The sequence below is a fragment of the Bizionia sp. genome (assembly GCF_048259285.1).
In the GTDB taxonomy this organism is placed as follows: domain Bacteria; phylum Bacteroidota; class Bacteroidia; order Flavobacteriales; family Flavobacteriaceae; genus Algorimicrobium; species Algorimicrobium hallyeonense.
Map to the genome: position 1 here is coordinate 1 of NZ_JBLXHU010000038.1, position 19,825 is coordinate 19,825.

Below are 19,825 nucleotides of genomic sequence, written 5' to 3' on the forward strand. Positions count from 1 at the left end.
AAAAAGTATTGTCGTTTCAAGAAATCTGGAATCAAGTATGTTGATTATAAAGATCCAGACTTCTTATTAAAGTTTGTAAACGAGCAAGGTAAAATTTTACCACGTCGTTTAACAGGAACTTCTTTAAAATACCAAAGAAAAGTATCTGTAGCTGTAAAAAGAGCACGTCATTTAGCATTAATGCCTTACGTAGCAGATTTATTAAAATAACATAATACTATAACAATGGAACTTATATTAAAACAAGACGTTGAGAATTTAGGATTTAAAGACGATATTGTAACAGTTAAGAACGGTTATGGTAGAAACTTAATTCTCAAGGACAAGCGATTTTAGCAACTGTTTCAGCAAAGAAAGTTTAGCTGAAAACTTAAAGCAACGCGCTTTTAAGAAAGAAAGTAATTGACGAAGCAAACAAAACTGCTGAAGCAATTAAAGCTTTAGATATTAAAATTCAAGCAAAAGCAACTGAAGGTGCATCTGCAGGAGATAAATTATTTGGTTCTGTAACTAAATTGATCTTGTAGAAGCTTTTTGAAAAAGAAGGTCACACTATTGACAAGAAATTCATAAAACATCACTGGTGGTAACATTGCGTTTAGGACAGTACAATGCTGTTATACGTTTACACAGAGAAAACTTTTGAATTACCATTCGAGGTTATTGTAAGCTTAAACAATTTACATTATACTAAAAGCCTCAACCTTGTTGAGACTTTTTCTTTCATTCTAATCATAGTAAATAAATTTTCATGAAGTATTCAAGACTTACAAAGAACAATTTGAAGAGTTACATAAAGAATTTATAAACTTTCTAACAACACAATCTATAACAGCCGACGAATGGGAAGATATTAAAACCAATAAACCAGAGGTTGCAGAGCAAGAACTAGACGTTTTTAGTGATTTGGTTTGGGAGGCGTATTATTAAAGTAACTTATATAGAGCATATTTCACCACAACAAATGCATTTGTTTAACTTGAATGACTACACACGTTATTGCCGTAAAACTTAATACACCAATAGACTTAACAACAAGAGAAGGTTTTGATTGTTACGAGAAAATTTAATGGATGAAAATGTAGAGTTTTTACAAGCAAAAAGACTACTCTGAAGACAAACATGCCGACAAGTTTAAGCCATTCAGCAAGGTGGAGTCATTACAAAAGGCGACTTATGCAGTGTCTTAAAAACATAAACTAATAAACTTATTCTGAATAGGCAAACGCCTATTTTCAAATTAAAACCATTATTTTTGTTTTATCATATCAAGAAACATCAAAGGTATGTATATTTAATAATATAAAGAGATTTTCATACGTGAAAAATTACTATAGCACAAAACCAAGCATCCCTAAAGGTACTAGAGATTTTAATCCAGAACAAGTAGCAAAACGAAACTATATTTTTAATACCATTCAAACACAATTTGAACGTTTTGATTTCAACCCATTGAGACACCAAGTTTTGAAAATTTGACACCGTAATGGGAAAATATGGTGATGAAGGTGATCGTTTGATTTTCAAAATATTAATCAGAGATTTTTTAAAAAAAGTAAATGATACACTTTATGAGAAAAGATTCTGAAAAATAACACCTAAAATATCTGAAAAAAGCACTTCGTTAGACTTAACCGTACCTTTTGCAAGATATGTGGTACAACATCAAACGAGTAGAGTTTCGTTTAAGCTATCAAATGCAACCTGTTTGGCGTGCCGACAGACCACAAAAGGACGTTTCAGAGTTTTATCAATGTGATGCAGATGTTGTAGGTTCTACGTCGTTGTGGCAAGAAGTGAGTTTGTACAGTTGTATGATGCCGTTTTACTGCTTTAAAGCTAGATGGAGTTACTATTAAAATTAACAACAGAAAAATTCTTCGGTGTTGCTGGAATTGGAGCAAGTGATGAAAACATAGATTTTACTGTAGCGCTTGATGCTTGATAAGATAGGTGAGGAAAAAGTAAAAGAAGAAATGTTGAGCAAAGGTATTCCGCAAACAGGAATAGATGAATTACAACCTTTGTTTTCGTTATGGTGATTTTGCAACACAAATTAATCAGCTTGAAACTATATTAAGTACATCTGATGAAGGAAAAAAGGTATTGAAGAATTAAATTTATTGATGCTGCAATTTCTGAATTAGGATTAAGTACAGCCAAACTACAGTTAGATGTTACATTAGCACGCGGACTGAATTATTACACAGAGCAATTTTTGAAGTATCAGCACCAGAGGAGTAGCCATGGATCTATTGGTGGTGGTCGTTATGACGATTTAACAGGTATGTTTGGTTTAAGAATGTAAGTGTGTTGGTATTAGTTTTGGTTTAGACAGAATTTATTTAGTTCTAGAAGAATTAAACTTATTTCCAGAAACTGTTACTAAAAATATCGATGTACTCTTTATTAATTTTGAGATAAAGCTTTATTTAGCATGAAAGCTATTAAGAGTTGCGAGCAAATAACATAAACGCTGAACTTTATCCACGATGCAGCAAAAATGAAAAAACAGATGAATCACGCTAATAAGCGTAATATTCCTTATGTTGTTATAGTAGGAGAGAAGAGATAGAAACCAATACGTATGCATTAAAACATATGGCTTCTGGTGAACAATTATCAGTAACGCTCACACAATTAGTATCTCAATTATCATAGCAAAAGCCGAAACTTAATTTCGGGCTTTTTAATATAAATCCTTTAATCAGGCTTACTTTACCAATACTTTTTAGTGATTGTCGTATTATCATCATTTGTTTTAAGATGTAATATGTATGTTCCTGTACTAATTTTATTTGTTTTAAGTTCTACCGTGATTGCTGTTTCTAAATCATCAAAGGTATAGATAGATTGTCCCAAAATATTGAATACTTCAACAGATTTTAAATCTACTAATTTAGGGTTTTGAATAACAATACTTTACTGTTTGCATAGAAAACTTGCAGTGTATCTGCAATTTCATTTTCATCAACACTTAATAGATTGTCATCGTGAAATGTAATTTCAAAACGATCTAAATATTCTCCAGCTAAAGGAAAATCATAGTTGCTTTCTTAAATCGTGATAAATATTTAACTCTTTATCATTATTGCATAAATATTTAAATCATTAGGAACGTTTTCTAAAATATCAATTGTGATATTGTTCATTCCGTCAGTACTAGTATGTATTTCAGAGGAAGAATTGTTGTAGTTTTATTTCATTGATACCTTGTACGGTGTATTTTTATCTTCAATTGGCAAGCCATATCGTCTATTTGATATTCTTTATCATCAATTATTTCTGCATCAAATCCCCAGTCTTCACAGCTGTGCTCTATCATCAACTGTAACCAATAACTGTCTGTGAATGGTGTTTCAGAGTTGCCAATGCAGTTTCATTCTTTCATCAACAATTTCTTGTTGTTTTCGTAGTAGATGCTGAATTGCTGTTTTCATAAATACAAACGCTTGGATTCCTTCTTTTGAAATACTGTTGACCGTTATTGAAGTTTATGGTTCAAGTTATCACTTATTTACAAAGAACCCTTGTTCAACTGGGATATAACGTCCGGTGTTTTGTTCCGTTCCTACTTGTGCTACATCAGTCTGGTGTGCCATAGCTGCAGCAGGTACGCCACCAGAGAAATTGTATGTTCCGTAACCGCCTTGATATTCAGCAGTAACATGAGAACCGCCACCCCAATGTTCCCAGAAACATAGTGTTCCGCTTATGATCAGATTCATTTGAGATAAGTTCCACGAACTTTGATGAGTCTGTATAATCTAACCTAGCACCATTATCAGTATAAATTGTTCGGCATCTATGGCAGAAGCATAAGGGTTTCCAACAAGGTAATCGTTACCAGCGTTTATTGTTAGGTTAACATCGCCGTTGATAGGTTTTCCGTCAAACACGTAGTTTTGCTCTAATGACACTGTTCCGCCAGTATCAGTAACACCTTTCATAGTAAATCCTTCTCCGCTAAAATAGTACCTGTATTTCTAACGTGTTGCCGAGAAGAATAGTCACCACTTGTAAATTTCAAACTTCCAAATCAATAATGAGCAATACTCAAGCTTGGTGATGTGGCACCGTATAACACTAACAAACGTGATGTTGAAGGTGTAGCAGGTGTTGTTCCGTCTTAATATATTGTTATTTAGTGAGTAACTGTAGTTGTTTGACGCAGATGTTCCTGTACCAACAGAGAAGACCAATAGTTGTAAGTATAAAAATCTTGTGTTCCTTGGTCTTTTCTAGGCTTCTGAAGTTCCTACGACTAAATCACTATCTAAAGTTGAATAAGTTGAGATTCTCCTTCTAAATCTATTTTACCATCTGATTAAGGTAATGAGAAATTGTAACACCATAGCTGATTTTCGGTTGTATTGTCTCCATCTACTGTTAGTTCATTACTGTCAACAATAAAGCTAGTAAGTTTCTGTTTCAGCATTTACTGTAGCAAGTCCGCTATTATCCATAGTAATATTATGATTTGGTTTTAACAATATTCAGTCTACTGTTATAGTGTTGTCTACAATAAATTTGCACCTGGTTTAGTTTGCATGTTTCCATTTTCCCAAGTAGCATCTGCATCTGCAGACCACCACTAGCGGCAGAAATATAAGGTAATAGCGCAGTTTGTTTATCAACAGTTTTTAAGTTTCTTAAAGCACCTTGATGACCGTTACCAGATTCATCTTTTGTGTTTGTGTAGGTGTAGATAGACATAGGATAATATCCTGCTAAATCACTCCAAGGTAAAGTTGCAATATCATTTTTAGTAGGTGTGATACTTCTATTTACAAAATAAGATCCACCAACAAGGTTGAATTTTCTTTAATCTTGGTTCATGATATAGTGAGTTGATTAATGTCAAAGTTGTATTCCATACACGAACTCATCAATATTTCCGTGGAAAAATGCTTGAGGTGTATTTTTTATCAACAACAGCTATATAAAAAGATTGGTTTATTATGCCGAGAAGATAAGTTAGCCTCGTTGTCTAATAATCCATCAATATATAAGAAAGCTCGCGTACCGTTATAAATAACAGCTAATTGATGCCATTGATTTTTTGGAATTATTTGTATTAGAAGTTGGCTGATTGCATGCTTCAGAAGCCTTTTCCAAGATACTTGGAATTTTCCGTACTTGTTATTTTAAAGTCGTATCCTTCTATATGCTGCATTTCTTTTAAGAAGATAGAGGTGTTGTTCAATTAGTGTTTGCGTTTACCCATGCCGAAATTGTAAATCCTGTAGGGTTTAAGTCTAATGCATCTTCCATGTCTACGTAATCTGTAGAGCCATTGAAGTAAATAGATCTATAAACTCGCGTTAGGAGCCCAACCAAATGTGATATATTCATTGCCATCAAATCATAGCCCATATATAGCCTCCAGATTCTGTCATTACTCATAATCTGCAGAAGGATCAAAATTCCATTTTTAGATATAAACATTAAATATTTACCATCGGGAGGGTTAGCTGTTCTTACAGCACTCACAGGAATGGAAACCTCAACTTTTGGGATATCGCCACCATGTTCTTTTACTTTCCAAATACGTGGAATGCAGTAAAGGTAACAATTGTTTGTATGAAGGATCTCCTATATTGGCACTCATATCAACATTAACAACAGTTGGTTCACCGTTAATGTCAGCATTATTATTTCCACATTAAAAACTCTCTGTCATTTAATGTTGTTGTATTTGCTATATTTTCTTTGTTTGTATTATATGTGTCAGTTAGTGCCATGGTTAAAAATCACTTGTTGGTCCTAATCCATCAACTTCGTCATTTTTGACTTCTAGATTGTCGTTGATCTAATAAGGAGGCATCATCACGTCCATACAGCAACATCATAGTTGTGGCCTGCATTATCACTTGTATCCCAAATTATGATCCTTGAGAATCAATATAGTCTGCGTCATTTAATCTGTGATCTGCTAATCCGCTTGATGCATCTTGAAGTGTAACTCCGTATTTACAGCTAGATAGCTTTGTATTTTTTGTTGGTTAATAGCAGAGTTTGGCGATGTATATGAAATGATTTCGGTTATCATTCCATTCATTTGAGATGTTGTTCTTCCTGTATTACCACTTCGTCTGTACCTATAAGAAATTGTAAATTATTAAATTCATTAAAGTTTAGGTTGGTACGTTACCAGCTTGACCGGTAGTGTTATCAATACGTTTACCATTTTTATAAATTTCTGACAAAGTACCGAAGCGTTGGTTTTAACATTAACTATTATAGGGTGATTTCTATAAGTGTACTTGTTGAAGTAAAAGCTCTACCATAGGAGTGTCATTAGGTCCTGCATTTGAAGCATTAGGGAAAGAACTTATGTTATGCGCTAATACTTCATTGTTGTAACGAGCTGTAGAACTTCCCATTGCTAAACCAGTTGCATCTTCGTGATAAGCTTCGTCGAGAATCTTCCACCAATTACAAATTCTTACCAGGAGAATAGCTTCCGAAACAATGGTGTCTACTTCATCATCACTTCTAAATACAGCAAAATAGTCTTGAGCGGTATCCACCTTTACCATTCATGTATTCTATATTATCATGGTCAAAGTTCACAGGATTATAATTCATGTTTCTATTTATGTTATCCCTGTATGTTGGTGTGAGTGTGTTTGAAGCGTAAGCATCTTCTTTATCTAGTGATGTATCATAACACTTGATCTTCCCAATTAGTTAATTTGCTACCATCTGTAACGAAATACCCGTATTGGTTTAGCCACGCCAACCTAAGTTTCCTGTCAGGTTAGCAGAGCAACTGTTGCGCCGATAATGCTGTGATAGGATTAGCTTCAATTAATACGTTATCGAGCAGCACCATCTTGGTTGTGCTATTGTCAGATCTAAATTGCCTCTAAACCTTACATTAGATACATTAGAAAATGTTCCGTTAGGTAGTGTTATGAAGATCTTTCAAATTGGCTATGAGGATTAGTAGGATCTGCTGAATGTCCGTCTCCGCTCCATCCATCAGAACTTAATGCACTAACATTACCGCCATACCATTTTGTTCCGCTACCACTTGAGCCTAAAAGAACAAAAGGATTACCATTAACAGAATACAATATTCGCATTCCGTCTGTATTACTTTGCGTATTATATTTAATGTCAATACTTAATTTAAGATCTTTTAATCCTGTAAAATTTAATACGGACTTGAACAACAATATTAGTATTGTTACTATAGTTATTGTAGTTTGTATTCCAGAATGAACCTTCTCCCATTTCATTTGCTGTTCCAAAGCCATTAGTCCATACCCATGAATCATTGGTACTTGTTGTGTTGTCCAGCCTCCATTATTAGAATCAAAATTTTCATAGTACGCCGTATACATAGGTGGTAATGGATTGGCATTACCTTGTACTGTAAATGTATATGGGTTTTCGTTACTATCATTATTTGCAATTTGTATTACAGATGTTACTGTACCAGAGGTGCTAGGAGCATATTGTACAGAAAAGTTAGAGGAAGCTCCACTTGCAATTGTAGCTGATGGTGTAGATGTTATAATAAAATTACTATTACTACTTGTAATTGTGCCAATATTTAAGGTTGAACTTCCTAAATTTTGAATTGTAAATGTATGGGTTCTTGTAGCGCCTTCATTTATAGTTCCAAAATCAGTGTCATCTGTTGTTGTTGGTGCTGTCACTATTGTTTATAGTGTTACCATTTCCAACCAAATTAATTCGGGTTGTGGTGAACATCGAGATATATTATTTGGTATAATCTTTAATTGTTTTCACTGAAAACTAAACTAAACCACACCGTTTGAATTTGGCTCTGTGTGTATAATCATAGAAAACCCCATTTTGTATCTACATATACTCCCCATATTCCACCACTGTAAATGTTCCTGATACAGATGTGTTATTTGTGGTGCTTCCGTATAAAGATTCTTCTCCTGCATGAAGCAAAATCTGTTGGTCCATCATCATTATGTATCAACCCAAACCAGTATCCTCCTTCAAAACCTTCATTATAGGAAAGGATTTATATAATGAACATGAACCAAAAAATTATTACCTCGAGTTAATTTGTTTTGATATAGCAGTGAGTGTTAGAGTTCATTTGTACTATTCCAACTATCTCCAGAACTATTATTAATATTAGTGATCTGAACTCTACTGTTGTTGAATATACAACATCGCTTGTATTATCGCCGTTTATACATCAATATTCTGAAAATTATAATTTGAAATAAAAAGCACAAAAAGTACAAAATTATGCTTCTTTACTGAAATTGTAATATTTTTCATAAGCAGATTAATTTAGTTTTGGACTAATTAATTGATTAATAATTATACAAATATAAATAAAAACATCTGTGAAATGCAAAAAATCGATTAAATGCAATTTAACTTTAAATTGTTGTTTTTAGGTGTTTAAAGGCTGAAAACTGCTTTTTCAGCCTTATTTGTTTACACCTCTTATTTTTTATAATTTCTTTATAATATGAGATTGTGTAGTATTATCGGTCACTTTATAAAATAAGTGCCGCTAGATAATGAGCTTAAATTTATTTACTAAAATCTCATTGTTTATAGGCGATTGATTTTCAACTTAATACAGACCGGCCGCTAATGTCATATACATTTATTCCAACACTTGTATTTATGTTATTTAATTTACTTGTGTGTATTATTAAAAGGATTTGGATATACTGAAATATCACTTTCACTAAAAGTACTTGTGTTTAATGTAGAATCTATAATATCTACAGTGTAATCTTCAACTTCACCATAATTAAATGTTTCGCAAGGATCATCTGCTGTGTTTCCTGTACCTCCAAAATATTTCATTATTACACGCATTCTAGTTGTTCCAGTGCTAGCTGTAGGTATATTTGGTACATTAAATGTCGAACTTACAGGGTTGTTTTGGGAAGCTCCGCTTTCAAATATTTTTTCTGAATTTTCAAACGTGCCATTTTGATTAAAATCGATCCAAACTGACACTGCTTCGTTATATAAGTCTCCTGTCCAATATTTTGATACACTAATTGTATTTCCTGTAGAATTTAAATCTAATGTAAAAACAGTACTTGTTAAATCAGAATACCCTGAACTTGTTGATGATTCTGTATTGCTAGTGGTTCCGTTTATGGTTACAGCACTAATATACTCTTCACCTATGTCATCTCCTTCAGCATCACAATAGTTCACTGCGGTTGTGGCAAATTGTTCTGAACTAGAATATGAAGAAAAACTACTGCTACAATGTGTACGTACTTGGTATTCATAAATTGTTTCAGGTGATAAGTTTATTAGGTCGTTATCAGGGCTGCTTAAGTTTGTAACTTCTGTCCAAGTTGATGTACCTGCAACTCTATATCGTAATGTATAGGTTGCTGAAGGAACATTATCCCAGCTTACTGTAGCAGAATTTGCAGTAATACTTGTAGCCATTAATCCTGTAGGAACTGTTGTTTCACAAGGAATTTGAATGCCTATTATTTTAAATTCATCAAAAGTAAACCCTTCAAAATTCATGTTTGCATAACGGTCTTGTCTGTTGCTGCCGTCTGTTCTAAACTCAAATCTTAAGTAAACAGTGTTTTCTTCAAAAAGAAAGCTGTTGTTTGATGCATCAATAACATATTCTTCCATATTCCATCTGCCTTGAGTGTCACCATCATAAAGAGGCTCTCCGTCTGGTTGAAAATCATTATTAGTTGATGATTTTCCTGAATATGTGTTATTAGCGTCTGGAGCTCCTGGCTTTGTAAGCTTACCACAAAGTGGCGTCCAGTTTGTGCCATCTGTAGATCCTTCTAGTTGTACATAATCAAAACTACGCTCTAAATCCCATTTAGCATAAAATTGAATAACAGAACTAGGTAGTCCGCTTAAGTCTACAGAACCATTCATTTGAATTCTTTTTGTTGAACTGTTGCTGTAAGAACCTCCATTTGTTGATGTTATAGCAGTGCCAGAATAAGCGTTTGAAGTGCTATACCATGTTCCTGTGGTTTGACTCCAGTTAGACAATGCGTCTCCATTAAATAAAACGGTTGGTGTGTAATGTTTTACAATATTAGCTTCGTATAAAACATTGTCAGAAGCATAGTCATTTGTTAGTACAACTTTAAATTCTATTTTATCATTTGTTTGAATACTAGGGCTTAATGTGTAGTTAATGGCCACATCATTTTGTTGTAATACAGTCATACCAGAAAGCACAACAGGAGCTCCTACAGACTGTATGTTTGAAGAAACAGGCGTAACGGTAACAGTGAAATTACTTGCTGTTTGTCCTAAATTTTCAACAGCAAATTTTAAATCACCTGATAGGTTAGCAATATTACTTTGGTTAAAGTCATGAAGCTTGGCATATTTACCACTAAAGTATGCAGCCATAAAATTCATGCGCATTGCATTTTTAGCGATATGAACATATTGTGATGGCTGTGGCCAAAAGCCGCCATAGGTTCCACCTATTCCTTGAGAAGATAATCCGTTTTCAGGAGTCCATGATAATGTGTTTTTACCAGATCCTGTTCCGCTAGGCGTGCCATTTGCACTTGTACCAGCAGGACCACCTTGCATCCAGTCGTTCATATTACCACTATTTAGGTAGCTAATATAGGTACTTGGTCCATGAGCAAATCTATTATAATAAGTCATATCATAATTGTACTTTGAGTATTCATCTGCTCTAGCATTAGCTTGATCTATTCCGGCATAGGCATGTAACGCAGCATTTTTATATGAATGATGATTTAATGCAAGTTTAAAATCATGTTCTAAAAAGAAATCACGCATAATTTGTGTTTCATTTTCAGAGAAAGGTCCAGTTCCCATATATGTATCGCTACAAGAATTTGTAGAGGATCCTCCGTTACCCCAATAATATGCTGAATTTCTATTTAAATCTATACCTTCTAAATATGTAGAACAAGATCCTGAAGCAGAAGAGTTTCTGTTTTTACGTTGTCCGCCACCACCATTAGGAGAGGCATTTTGGTTATGTACAAATCCATCAGGATTAAAAACAGGGATGAAATATAAAGCTTGATTGTTTACCAAATTTCTAATTGCAGGATCAGAATCATAATTCTCTAATAAATACCACATAAAGAATAACTGATTCATTACAGTTGCAGCTTCACGTGAGTGAATTAGTGATTGATATAAGGTTTCAGGCTCTCCTGGTTCATCAATTTCAGGGTTATCAGAAATACGAACCATCCAAACGGTTCTGTTTTCATAGGTTTTTTGGTTTGATGGAGAGGCATTAGCTCTAGTTGATATTAAATTAGGATACTGGGTTTTCATAGCATCTAATTCATCTAAAATCATATCATAGGTTAAGCAACCTCCAAAATGATTACTCTCTGATGGGTAGTTTATAGCATCATTAATACTCCAGTTGTTTGGAATATTCCAGTCTATTTCATCACAACCATCATGTTGACCAACGTTATTTAATATTTCGTCTACACTATACGAACGCAACATGGTTTGCTGTTCTTGTTTCATTTGTTGCAATTCTAAACTAGCTTGCGGAAGATTGGCTATAGCGCGTTGGCTATAAAATTGTTCCATATTCTCTATAAGGATATTATAGCTAATATCATTTTCATCTAGTTTTATTAATTGATGTTCGTTAAGTTCTATTTCTAATGAGTTGTTTTTAAAAACAGCTCCACATGTTAAGTCTATACCTTCAATATCTAAAATATGAATTACAGAAGGGTTTGTGTTTGAGATGCTTACTTTTTTGTAAACTTCTTGAGAAAAAGACATTTGTAGTGCTAGCAATGTTATTACAAAAAGAAGAGTATTTTTTTTCATCATGTTTTGTTTTAATGAATTTGAATGGTGCTAATATAGAATAAAATTTTTTAAAAAATCCATAAAGTGTAAAAAAAATCCGATGAAATGCAATTTTGTACGATTTTACTACATTTTATCGGACTTTTCAGTTGTAAAAAAATTATGATTATGGCCTAATAATTACCTTGCTTGAGCTTTTATTTTGATTATGAATACTCACAATTAGGTAAGTTTCTGATATATTGTAAAGTGGAATTTTTATTTCTTGAGTAGGAGACACTGGTATAGTTTTTATTTTCTGTCCATTAATGTTATTCAGTGTTATTGAATTAAAATTCTCTTTTGTTTTAATATAAAGTTGCTTTGAGTTTAAGATGTAATTTATTGAAGCGTCACTAAATGTGTTTTCATTTATAGATAAAGCAGCACCATTTTGATTTGTTTTATCTTCAAAGGCAATATAAAATTGATCAAGATATGTCCCTGATGACAGAAGCGCTTCAAAATTTGTGTCTTGAAGACGTGTTGATGTATTATTTACTGAATCATATATATAAACATCTATTTCTGATTGAAAATTCTCAAGACTGTTTAAAGAGATTTGTATTTCACCAGAGTTGGTTAAAAACATGCCTAAAGGATATTGCTTTGTTTCATTAAAGGCACCAACACCTTGTATAACAAAACGCTCATCTTCAATCATCCAATTTAAGTCATCTGGAAAGTCATCAATATTACGCCCATCATAGCCATAGTCAAATCCATCTGTGGCCGAACCATCTTGAGTAAATGCTAATAGCAAATGTCTTACATACCCATTTGGCATTGTAAAATCAATACGTACACGTTGAATTGCGTTATTGGTAATGGTTTCTTGAGTATTTGCCGCTAGAGTAGGTTGTGTAAATGGCAAAATTAAAGCTAATGCCATGATCCATAAGTAGGTAGTTTTATTCATTTTGATTTGGGTTTAAATGAATGTTTTGTTTGTTTGGGTGTGGCAATATAAAAAAAATGTTTAAAAAAATCTACGAAATGCAAAAAAAATCGCTGAAATGCATTTTTTGAAATTGTTTTAAAACAAAAAAGCTCCCAATTTTATTGAGAGCTTTAATACTATGATTTTTAATAAAGATTAATATTTAACAATAATTTTCTTGTTTATTGTAGCCTGATTATTGGTTTGCACTTTAATAATATAATTCCCTTCTGATATGTACTCAACAGGAAGTTTACATTCATTAGAAATAGGTGCATTACTTGCATTCCATGATTTAACAGTCTGTCCTAAAATATTAATTAAATATACCTGTTTTACAGTCATTGTATTTGGTACCTTAATGTATATTTCATTAGAGCTATTTAAGTAATTTACAATAGTATTGGTAATACTAGTTTCTGTTACATGCAATGTTTGATCTTCTTCAAACGTGATAAAATACCTGTTTTCGTAATTTCCAGCATCAAGGTTTATGCTGTAATCTATAGTGTTTAATAAGGTATAAGTTCCTAGAAGAGCATCATGTAAATACACGGTAATGGTTTCATCAAAGTTTTCAAGGTCAACCAGCGATACCTCAATGTTTCCATTATTAGCTAAATCAATAGCTAGCGGATATCTTTTTTCAGAATCAAAACTGCCAACACCTTGGGTTACGTATTTTTTGTTTTCTATGACAAAAGACATATCGTTTGGAACAAAATCTGCGTTTTCGGCATCATATCCATAATCAAAATCATCAGATGCAGCATTATCAGGTGTAAATGCTAATAGAAGCGGTCTTGTAGCGCCTTCAGGAGTTTTAAATTGCAAACGTACACGCTGAATATCATCAGTAATTTCATCGGTCTCATTTCTTTGTTGTATTACAGGAGCGTTTTTAAAGAACTCTGAATTTCCAGAAGTTTCTTTCACAAAAGCACGTTGAGTATTTTTAAACCTAACTGTGTTAGTGACTTGGTCTCCTAAATTGGCAGAGGTTACAAAGAAACCTTGTGCTACAGGAACAAAGCGTTTTGGCGTGGTAGCACTGGCATCACCAACACCATTTATCTCCGGAGGAGAAACAGCAGGATTTCCTCCTGATAGGTTGTATGTTGCATAACCACCTTGATAGTCTACTGTAAGATGCGTATTATTTGTTGATGATTGTTTCCAGAAATATAAAGTTCCGTCAATACTGCCAGTTGTTCCAGCATTTCCTCCTGGAATATTATCTCTAATAAATGTCTGGGCATCAATAGCTGAAGGATATGGGTTTCCAACCAGTGTTTGGTGGTTTAGAGTTGCCGAGGCAGATACACTAGTTTCAATATCAGCATTGTTAGGAAGTCCTCTAAAGGTGTAGTTTTGAGTTGCTGTTGCAGTACCACTACCTTTCATAGTAAACCCTAAAGCGGCATCAAAAGATCCGTTTTGTCCTTTATAAATCCAATCAGAATAAGCATTTTCAGCGCCTTCCGCAAATGCGTAAATCCATCGGTTACTTATTGTTAAAGGAGATGAAGACCCATTATAACCACCTGTCCATAATGCTTGTGTATTACTGTCGTATAGTATGTCTCCAACTGTATACGTGCGTGCGCCACTTATACCAGCAGAGCTCACAGGACTTCCCCAGTAATTATAGTTAAATACATTGTTAGTACCTTGTTGATCACGCTCTATATATCCGGTAGCAGAATAATCAACCATACTACCGTTTGGTTGTAGTAATTGTGATTCGTCAACTAAATCTAAAACACCATCAATTTTAAGATATTTAGTAACATCCAAGCGTTGATTATTAGTAATTGAATAACGATTTGTATCTACTAATAATCCTAAAACAGTTGTCGCTCTGTTACCAGAAGTAACATCGTGCTGAACTCGCACAATGTTCCAGTTTATTGGGTTTCCATTGATACCATTTGAATTTGGTATTGACTGTACATTGCCATTTAACCATGTATTAGCATTGTTCCATATACCATTTTGGTTTGATATATATGGTAACGGTGCTGTTTCATCTTGTAACGTTGTCATATTAACTAAATTACCTAATGTTGACGTAGCACTGTTATCTGCTAAATTTCCAGCAGTAATGTCAATACCTTGATTCATTTGGTAGTAAGCTGTTAAATTAGTCCATGCTAATCCTGAAATATCTAATCCTAAAACAGTACCTCTTACAGAAGTTCCGTTTGCTTCTATCTCCTGATTCATCATTTCTCTAATTTGAGCTGTTGTTAGTGCAATATTCCAAACTCGAATTTCATCTAGCCAACCATTAAAGTGATTTGTTGGTATATCATTAATTTGATGCATAGCGCCTAATAACATAGCGTATGAGTTTGATGTTGGATTTGGTCCAAGTCTTGTATTCATATCGATACCATCAACATAAAGTTTGTAGTTACTACCGTCAAATGTTACAGCGATATGATGCCATCTGTTTGATGTTATACCATTTGCGGAAATGGATGTACCATTTGCATGAAATGATATGGTATTGTTTACTAATCTTAAATCGTATCCAGTTGATAAATTATTGGCATCTCTTTTAGAGAAAATAGTTTGTATTTGCCCGTTTATTGAATGAGGTTTAATCCAAGATTCAAAACTAAAAGATCCAGATACGTCATGGTTATTTCCAAAGCTAACATAGTCATCAACTCCATCAAAATCTATATAATTACCACAATTTGGAAAAGATACAGAAAAAGAATCGCTATTATCGGCACATGGTGAAGCGTTGTCTATAGTCCAAGTAATGGTGTAATCAATACCACTTTCACCTGTAAACGTAGCATTAGGATCATTTGGGTTAGAGAAAGTATATGTGCTACCAGCAGGTATAGAAATAGCTGTCCATTGTCCAGAACCATTAGCCTGTAGTTGGATAGTTGTATCACTACATGTATTTATAGCTGTTAAGTTGTTTGCGTTTGCAGTAACATATGGTGTGATATTGATGTTTACTGAATCAGAAGCACTTGAGCAAGGTCCAGAATTATCAGGGTCTACTGTTGTAAATGATAATGTAACAGTTCCTGAAGTTTCTCCAGTACCAAGAGTATAAGTTGTAGTAGGAGAAGAGCTATCTGCAAATATTCCTGTACCACCAGACCAATTACCACTAGTATTTGTTGTGGCGTTAAGTGTTACAGTATTCATATTGGCACAGGTACTTATATCATTACCAGCATTAACACTTGCAGCCTCGTTAATGGTTATCACGATACTATCAGAAACAGCATTACAAATTCCCACAGGGTTGTTTGTTGTATACGTAAGTGTAACACTTCCATTTGCTATATCTGCTGCGCTTGGTGTATATAATCCGCTACTGAAAACTCCAGAACCACTAGAAGCCCATGTGGCTGTTGTTGCGCTACCGCCAAAGTTAGCAGTTGATAAATCTACAGTATCTTCAGAGCAAATAATACTGTCAATACCAGCATAAACTGTAGCTGCTTGGTTTACTGTTATAACCACTGTATCAATGTCTGGGCCACAAGGACCAGCAGGATCATTAGATGTTAATGTTAGTGTAATTGTTCCGTTTGAAATTGCTGGTGTGTACGTTGCGTTTAAGTCATTGATGTTTGAGAAAACACCACTAGGAGCGCTCCATGTCACAGCAGATGTGCTACCGCCAATCGTTCCGTTTAAAATAATACTACCATCACTACAAATAGTTTGATTTACACCTGCATTAACTACAGGGAGTTGATTAATGGTTACTACCATTGAATCACTTACAGTTGGACAAATACCATCACTAGGTGTATTTGTATAGGTTAATGTCACAGAGCCGTTAAAAATATCGGCCGCACTTGGAGTATATATACCACTTCCAAAAGTTCCAGTTCCAGAAGAACTCCAGCTACCTACGTGATTGGTGCCATTTATATTAGCTGAAGATAAATCAACAGTGTCACCTTCGCATATAGTAATATCATTTGGTGCAGTTACTGTTGGAGGTTCATTAACAGTAATGGTTACGGATTCGTTAAGATATACATCACAGTTGTTTCCGTTGCCAGGGAAAGCACCATTGGTGTAGCGTACCCTATTTAATGTATAAGTTGTAGTTGTAGTAGGTGATACTGCTAAAGAATAATTACCACTTGCATTTAAGTTGACATTTGTATTTCCAGAACCGTCGTTATATCTTATTCTAGCACCTGGTGTTCCAGAAAATATAATGGTTGTTGATTCCCCTTCACATAGTGTAACATCAGATGAAATAATTTCTGCTTCAGGCTCTTCTAAAATATGAATGCGCATTGTGCTTTCAAGCGGATCACACCAAAACCAGTTATCTGCAATAAGTGAAATGGTTATGATGTCACCTGGTTGTGCTGTTGCAGGAATGGTATAGGTGCTTGTTTCTGTGTAGTCGTAAATATCATTATATACATAGCACCAACAGCCCCAACTCCAGTTTCTAGTTTGACCAAGATAATGGGTCGAGAAGCTACCTCCAGCACCATTATCGTCCCAAGTCCATTCATCATAGTCTAACCCACCATCGTCACCATTCATTTGCACTGATGTTGTACCGGCACAGATATAAATATCGTTTCCTGCATCAATGTCACTTGCAGTGAAGTTGAAAAATATAGAGTCAGTAGTAGTTGATGAAGTACCGCAGGCATTACTGGCTGATACACTGATGGTTTCGTTAATAGCTAGTCCGTTTACTGACACTACAATTTCATTTGTTCCTTGTCCAGATTGAATAGATAGACCAGCTGATACAGTCCAGTTATAATTTTCTACATTAGGATCTGGAACTACAGAATATACAGCTTGATTAACTGGGCAGAAAAAAGATGAAGGCCCATCGATTGATCCAGGTGCTGCAGGTATGCCGTTATAAATAGTAATGATTCCTGAAATTGATTCTCCGGACCCACATCCTGTTGTGGTAATGGTATAGTTATAAATACCATCTTGATTAGTGGTACCAGAAATAGTGTAAATACCAGAAGCTGAATCAAATGCTCCTGTAATACCAGCAGGCAAGGCAGGTGAACTGGATAAAGTTGCGCCACTAGCACCAGAATTCAATTGAAATTGAAGATTTAAGTTGTCAGAATTATTATTACAAATACTTGAGTTTTCAGAAGAAGAAAGCAAATTAATTGTTGCATCAGGACCTACAGAAATAATTCCTGTGGCAATGGCACTACCGCAGCCTTCAGGTATTACAGTATAATTAAAAACACCTGTTTGTGTTGGTGTACCAGAAATAGTAAATACTCCAGATGTATAATTTCCAGTAATACCTGTAGGAATACCAGTAATAGTCGCATTTGTAGCGTTACCAATAGTATAAATTATGTTTGACATTGCGGTGCCGTTACAAACCGTTTGATTATCATTTCCAGAGTTTAAATTTATTGTTGCATCCGGTGTGACAGTCATCGTAATACTTTCTCTAGCTGGCACTGGATTTGCACAGGCTAAAGAAGAGGAAACATCAACTGAAATAATATCGCCGTCTGCTATACTGCTAGATACGTATGAATTGGTATTGCCACCAACAGGAGTTCCATTTACATACCATTGGTAAGTTGGTGTGGCTCCACCATTTGTTAAACCGGTTACAAAAAACGTTGTGTTTTCACCAGAGCAAATAGGATTGTTTGAAGCGTTTAATGTATATGAAACAGGTAAAAGTGGATTTACAGTCATGACAATACTGTTACTAGCAGTGACAGTGTTACAAGGTCCAGAAGTGATTTCAACATACACATCATCACCATTATTTAATCCTGATGTTGTAAAAGTAGGACTGTTATTTCCTTCAGAAACACCTCCAACAAACCATTCATATTGTGGGTTCGCTCCTAAATTTGAATTTGAAGATGTAAAGGTAACGGGTGTGCCTTGACAGATTGTTGTTGATGTTGAAGCTGTTATTGTTGAAGTGGCACTTTGCACATAGTCTAGAATAGTAACTGTAGTACTGCAAGTTGCAGCGTTTCCGTTATTGTCTATAGCTGTAAGCGTTACTGTATTGTTTCCAATATTTGAGCAATCAAAGTTAGTTTGATCAATAGAAAGTGAAGAAATTCCACAAGTATCAGATGAACCATTATCTATATCAGTAGCTGTAATTGATGCATTTCCTGTTGCATCTAATGTGATAGTTAATGGTTGACAAATCATAGTAGGCGCTTCTTGATCTTCAACAGTAACATTAAAATTACAAGTTGTCGTTTGACCATTTCCATCATTTGCAATAACGTTTACAGTTGTTGTTCCTACGGGAAAATTAAACGGAAAGTTAATAGGATTACCGTCTACTTCATAAGTAAGTATTGGTGCTCCGTTACAATTATCTGAAGCTGTTGCAGTAAATGAAAGAGCGCTATAACATTGGCCTGCATCAGTTAGGTATAATGCATTAGGAGTTGGGCATGTAAGAGTAGGTGGTGTTGCATCAATAACTGTTACTGTTTGTGTACAAGTACTAGTTAATCCAGAGTTGTCTGTTGCTGTCCATGTTACTGTTGTATTTCCCAATGGAAATATACTAGGCGCATTATTGGTTACAGAAGCTATGCCACAATTATCTGAAGTACTAGGCGGACTTAAAACAACTGTTGTTGATTCACAATTATTATCAGCGTTGACAACCAATGTTGAAGGACAAGTTATGGTTGGAGCCTCGTTATCGTTAACAGTTACGTTAAAAGAGCATGTTGTTATGTTTCCACCAGTGTCTACAATTTCAAATGTATTTATTGTTGTACCAACAGGGAAAGCACTACCAGAAGGTAAACCAGCGATTTGATTAATTGTAAAAATGCCACAATTATCCGAACCAGTAGGTGCTATATAGGTTACTACAGCTGTACATAATCCAATTTCATTTGTAGTTAAAATATCGCTTGGACAAGATATTGTAGGTGCTGTTACATCATCAATCACGATGTTTTGGGTTTGTGTAGCTGTATTTCCGTTGCCATCATCATAGGTCCAAGTAACAATAGTTGTACCTTGTGTTGAAATTGGCAATGTAGCATCGTTTGT

General features: G+C 34.5%; 14 protein-coding genes and 2 pseudogenes. 6 read left to right on the forward strand and 10 right to left on the reverse strand.

The features are described 5' to 3' along the window. The 6 genes and pseudogenes from rpsR to ACN0QX_RS13260 form a co-directional block, all read left to right on the forward strand. A partial coding sequence (gene rpsR / locus ACN0QX_RS13235; RefSeq protein WP_417197604.1) for a 30S ribosomal protein S18 occupies positions 1–210 on the forward strand: 210 nt, incomplete at its 5' end. A 15-nt stretch (positions 211–225) separates the two neighbouring features. Then, a pseudogene (gene rplI / locus ACN0QX_RS13240) lies at positions 226–665 on the forward strand (50S ribosomal protein L9); the annotation flags it as partial. 86 nt (positions 666–751) lie between these two features. Next, positions 752–1,198: pseudogene (locus ACN0QX_RS13245) on the forward strand (DUF6495 family protein). A gap of 454 nt (positions 1,199–1,652) precedes the next feature. Continuing rightward, positions 1,653–1,859 carry a hypothetical protein gene (locus ACN0QX_RS13250; protein WP_417197606.1) on the forward strand — a complete coding sequence of 69 codons (207 nt, stop codon included), beginning with the start codon at positions 1,653–1,655 and terminating at the stop codon, positions 1,857–1,859. A 275-nt stretch (positions 1,860–2,134) separates the two neighbouring features. Continuing rightward, entirely contained in the window at positions 2,135–2,308 is a 174-nt protein-coding gene (locus tag ACN0QX_RS13255; RefSeq protein ID WP_417197625.1) for an ATP phosphoribosyltransferase regulatory subunit, read from the forward strand. Positions 2,309–2,515: 207 nt separating this feature from the next. Continuing rightward, the gene (locus ACN0QX_RS13260) at positions 2,516–2,575 is read left to right on the forward strand and encodes a hypothetical protein (protein ID WP_417197627.1); all 60 of its coding nucleotides are present in this window, start codon (positions 2,516–2,518) and stop codon (positions 2,573–2,575) included. A 143-nt stretch (positions 2,576–2,718) separates the two neighbouring features. Here the strand turns inward: ACN0QX_RS13260 and ACN0QX_RS13265 are convergent, their stop codons facing one another. The 10 genes from ACN0QX_RS13265 to ACN0QX_RS13310 form a co-directional block, all read right to left on the reverse strand. Beyond that, on the reverse strand, positions 2,719–2,919 hold the full coding sequence (locus ACN0QX_RS13265; RefSeq protein WP_417197629.1) for a T9SS type A sorting domain-containing protein: 201 nt from the start codon (positions 2,917–2,919) through the stop codon (positions 2,719–2,721). A 590-nt stretch (positions 2,920–3,509) separates the two neighbouring features. Next, positions 3,510–3,728: a hypothetical protein gene (locus ACN0QX_RS13270; RefSeq protein ID WP_417197608.1), complete on the reverse strand. Its 219-nt coding sequence runs from the start codon at positions 3,726–3,728 to the stop codon at positions 3,510–3,512. A 39-nt stretch (positions 3,729–3,767) separates the two neighbouring features. Next, a complete protein-coding gene (locus ACN0QX_RS13275) occupies positions 3,768–3,950 on the reverse strand; it encodes a hypothetical protein (protein ID WP_417197610.1) in 183 nt (60 codons plus the stop codon). Between the two features lie 523 nt (positions 3,951–4,473). Next, on the reverse strand, positions 4,474–4,716 hold the full coding sequence (locus ACN0QX_RS13280) for a hypothetical protein (protein WP_417197612.1): 243 nt from the start codon (positions 4,714–4,716) through the stop codon (positions 4,474–4,476). Positions 4,717–5,202: 486 nt separating this feature from the next. Beyond that, positions 5,203–5,406, reverse strand: a complete 204-nt coding sequence (locus ACN0QX_RS13285) for a hypothetical protein (protein ID WP_417197614.1) — start codon at positions 5,404–5,406, stop codon at positions 5,203–5,205. 848 nt (positions 5,407–6,254) lie between these two features. Beyond that, on the reverse strand, positions 6,255–6,542 hold the full coding sequence (locus ACN0QX_RS13290; RefSeq protein WP_417197615.1) for a hypothetical protein: 288 nt from the start codon (positions 6,540–6,542) through the stop codon (positions 6,255–6,257). A 375-nt stretch (positions 6,543–6,917) separates the two neighbouring features. Continuing rightward, entirely contained in the window at positions 6,918–7,670 is a 753-nt protein-coding gene (locus ACN0QX_RS13295) for a choice-of-anchor D domain-containing protein (RefSeq protein WP_417197617.1), read from the reverse strand. Between the two features lie 976 nt (positions 7,671–8,646). Further along, entirely contained in the window at positions 8,647–11,817 is a 3,171-nt protein-coding gene (locus ACN0QX_RS13300) for a M14 family zinc carboxypeptidase (protein WP_417197619.1), read from the reverse strand. A 145-nt stretch (positions 11,818–11,962) separates the two neighbouring features. Continuing rightward, positions 11,963–12,754, reverse strand: a complete 792-nt coding sequence (locus ACN0QX_RS13305; RefSeq protein ID WP_417197621.1) for a hypothetical protein — start codon at positions 12,752–12,754, stop codon at positions 11,963–11,965. A gap of 177 nt (positions 12,755–12,931) precedes the next feature. Next, entirely contained in the window at positions 12,932–19,810 is a 6,879-nt protein-coding gene (locus ACN0QX_RS13310; RefSeq protein WP_417197623.1) for an HYR domain-containing protein, read from the reverse strand. Between the last annotated feature and the right edge of the window lie 15 nt (positions 19,811–19,825).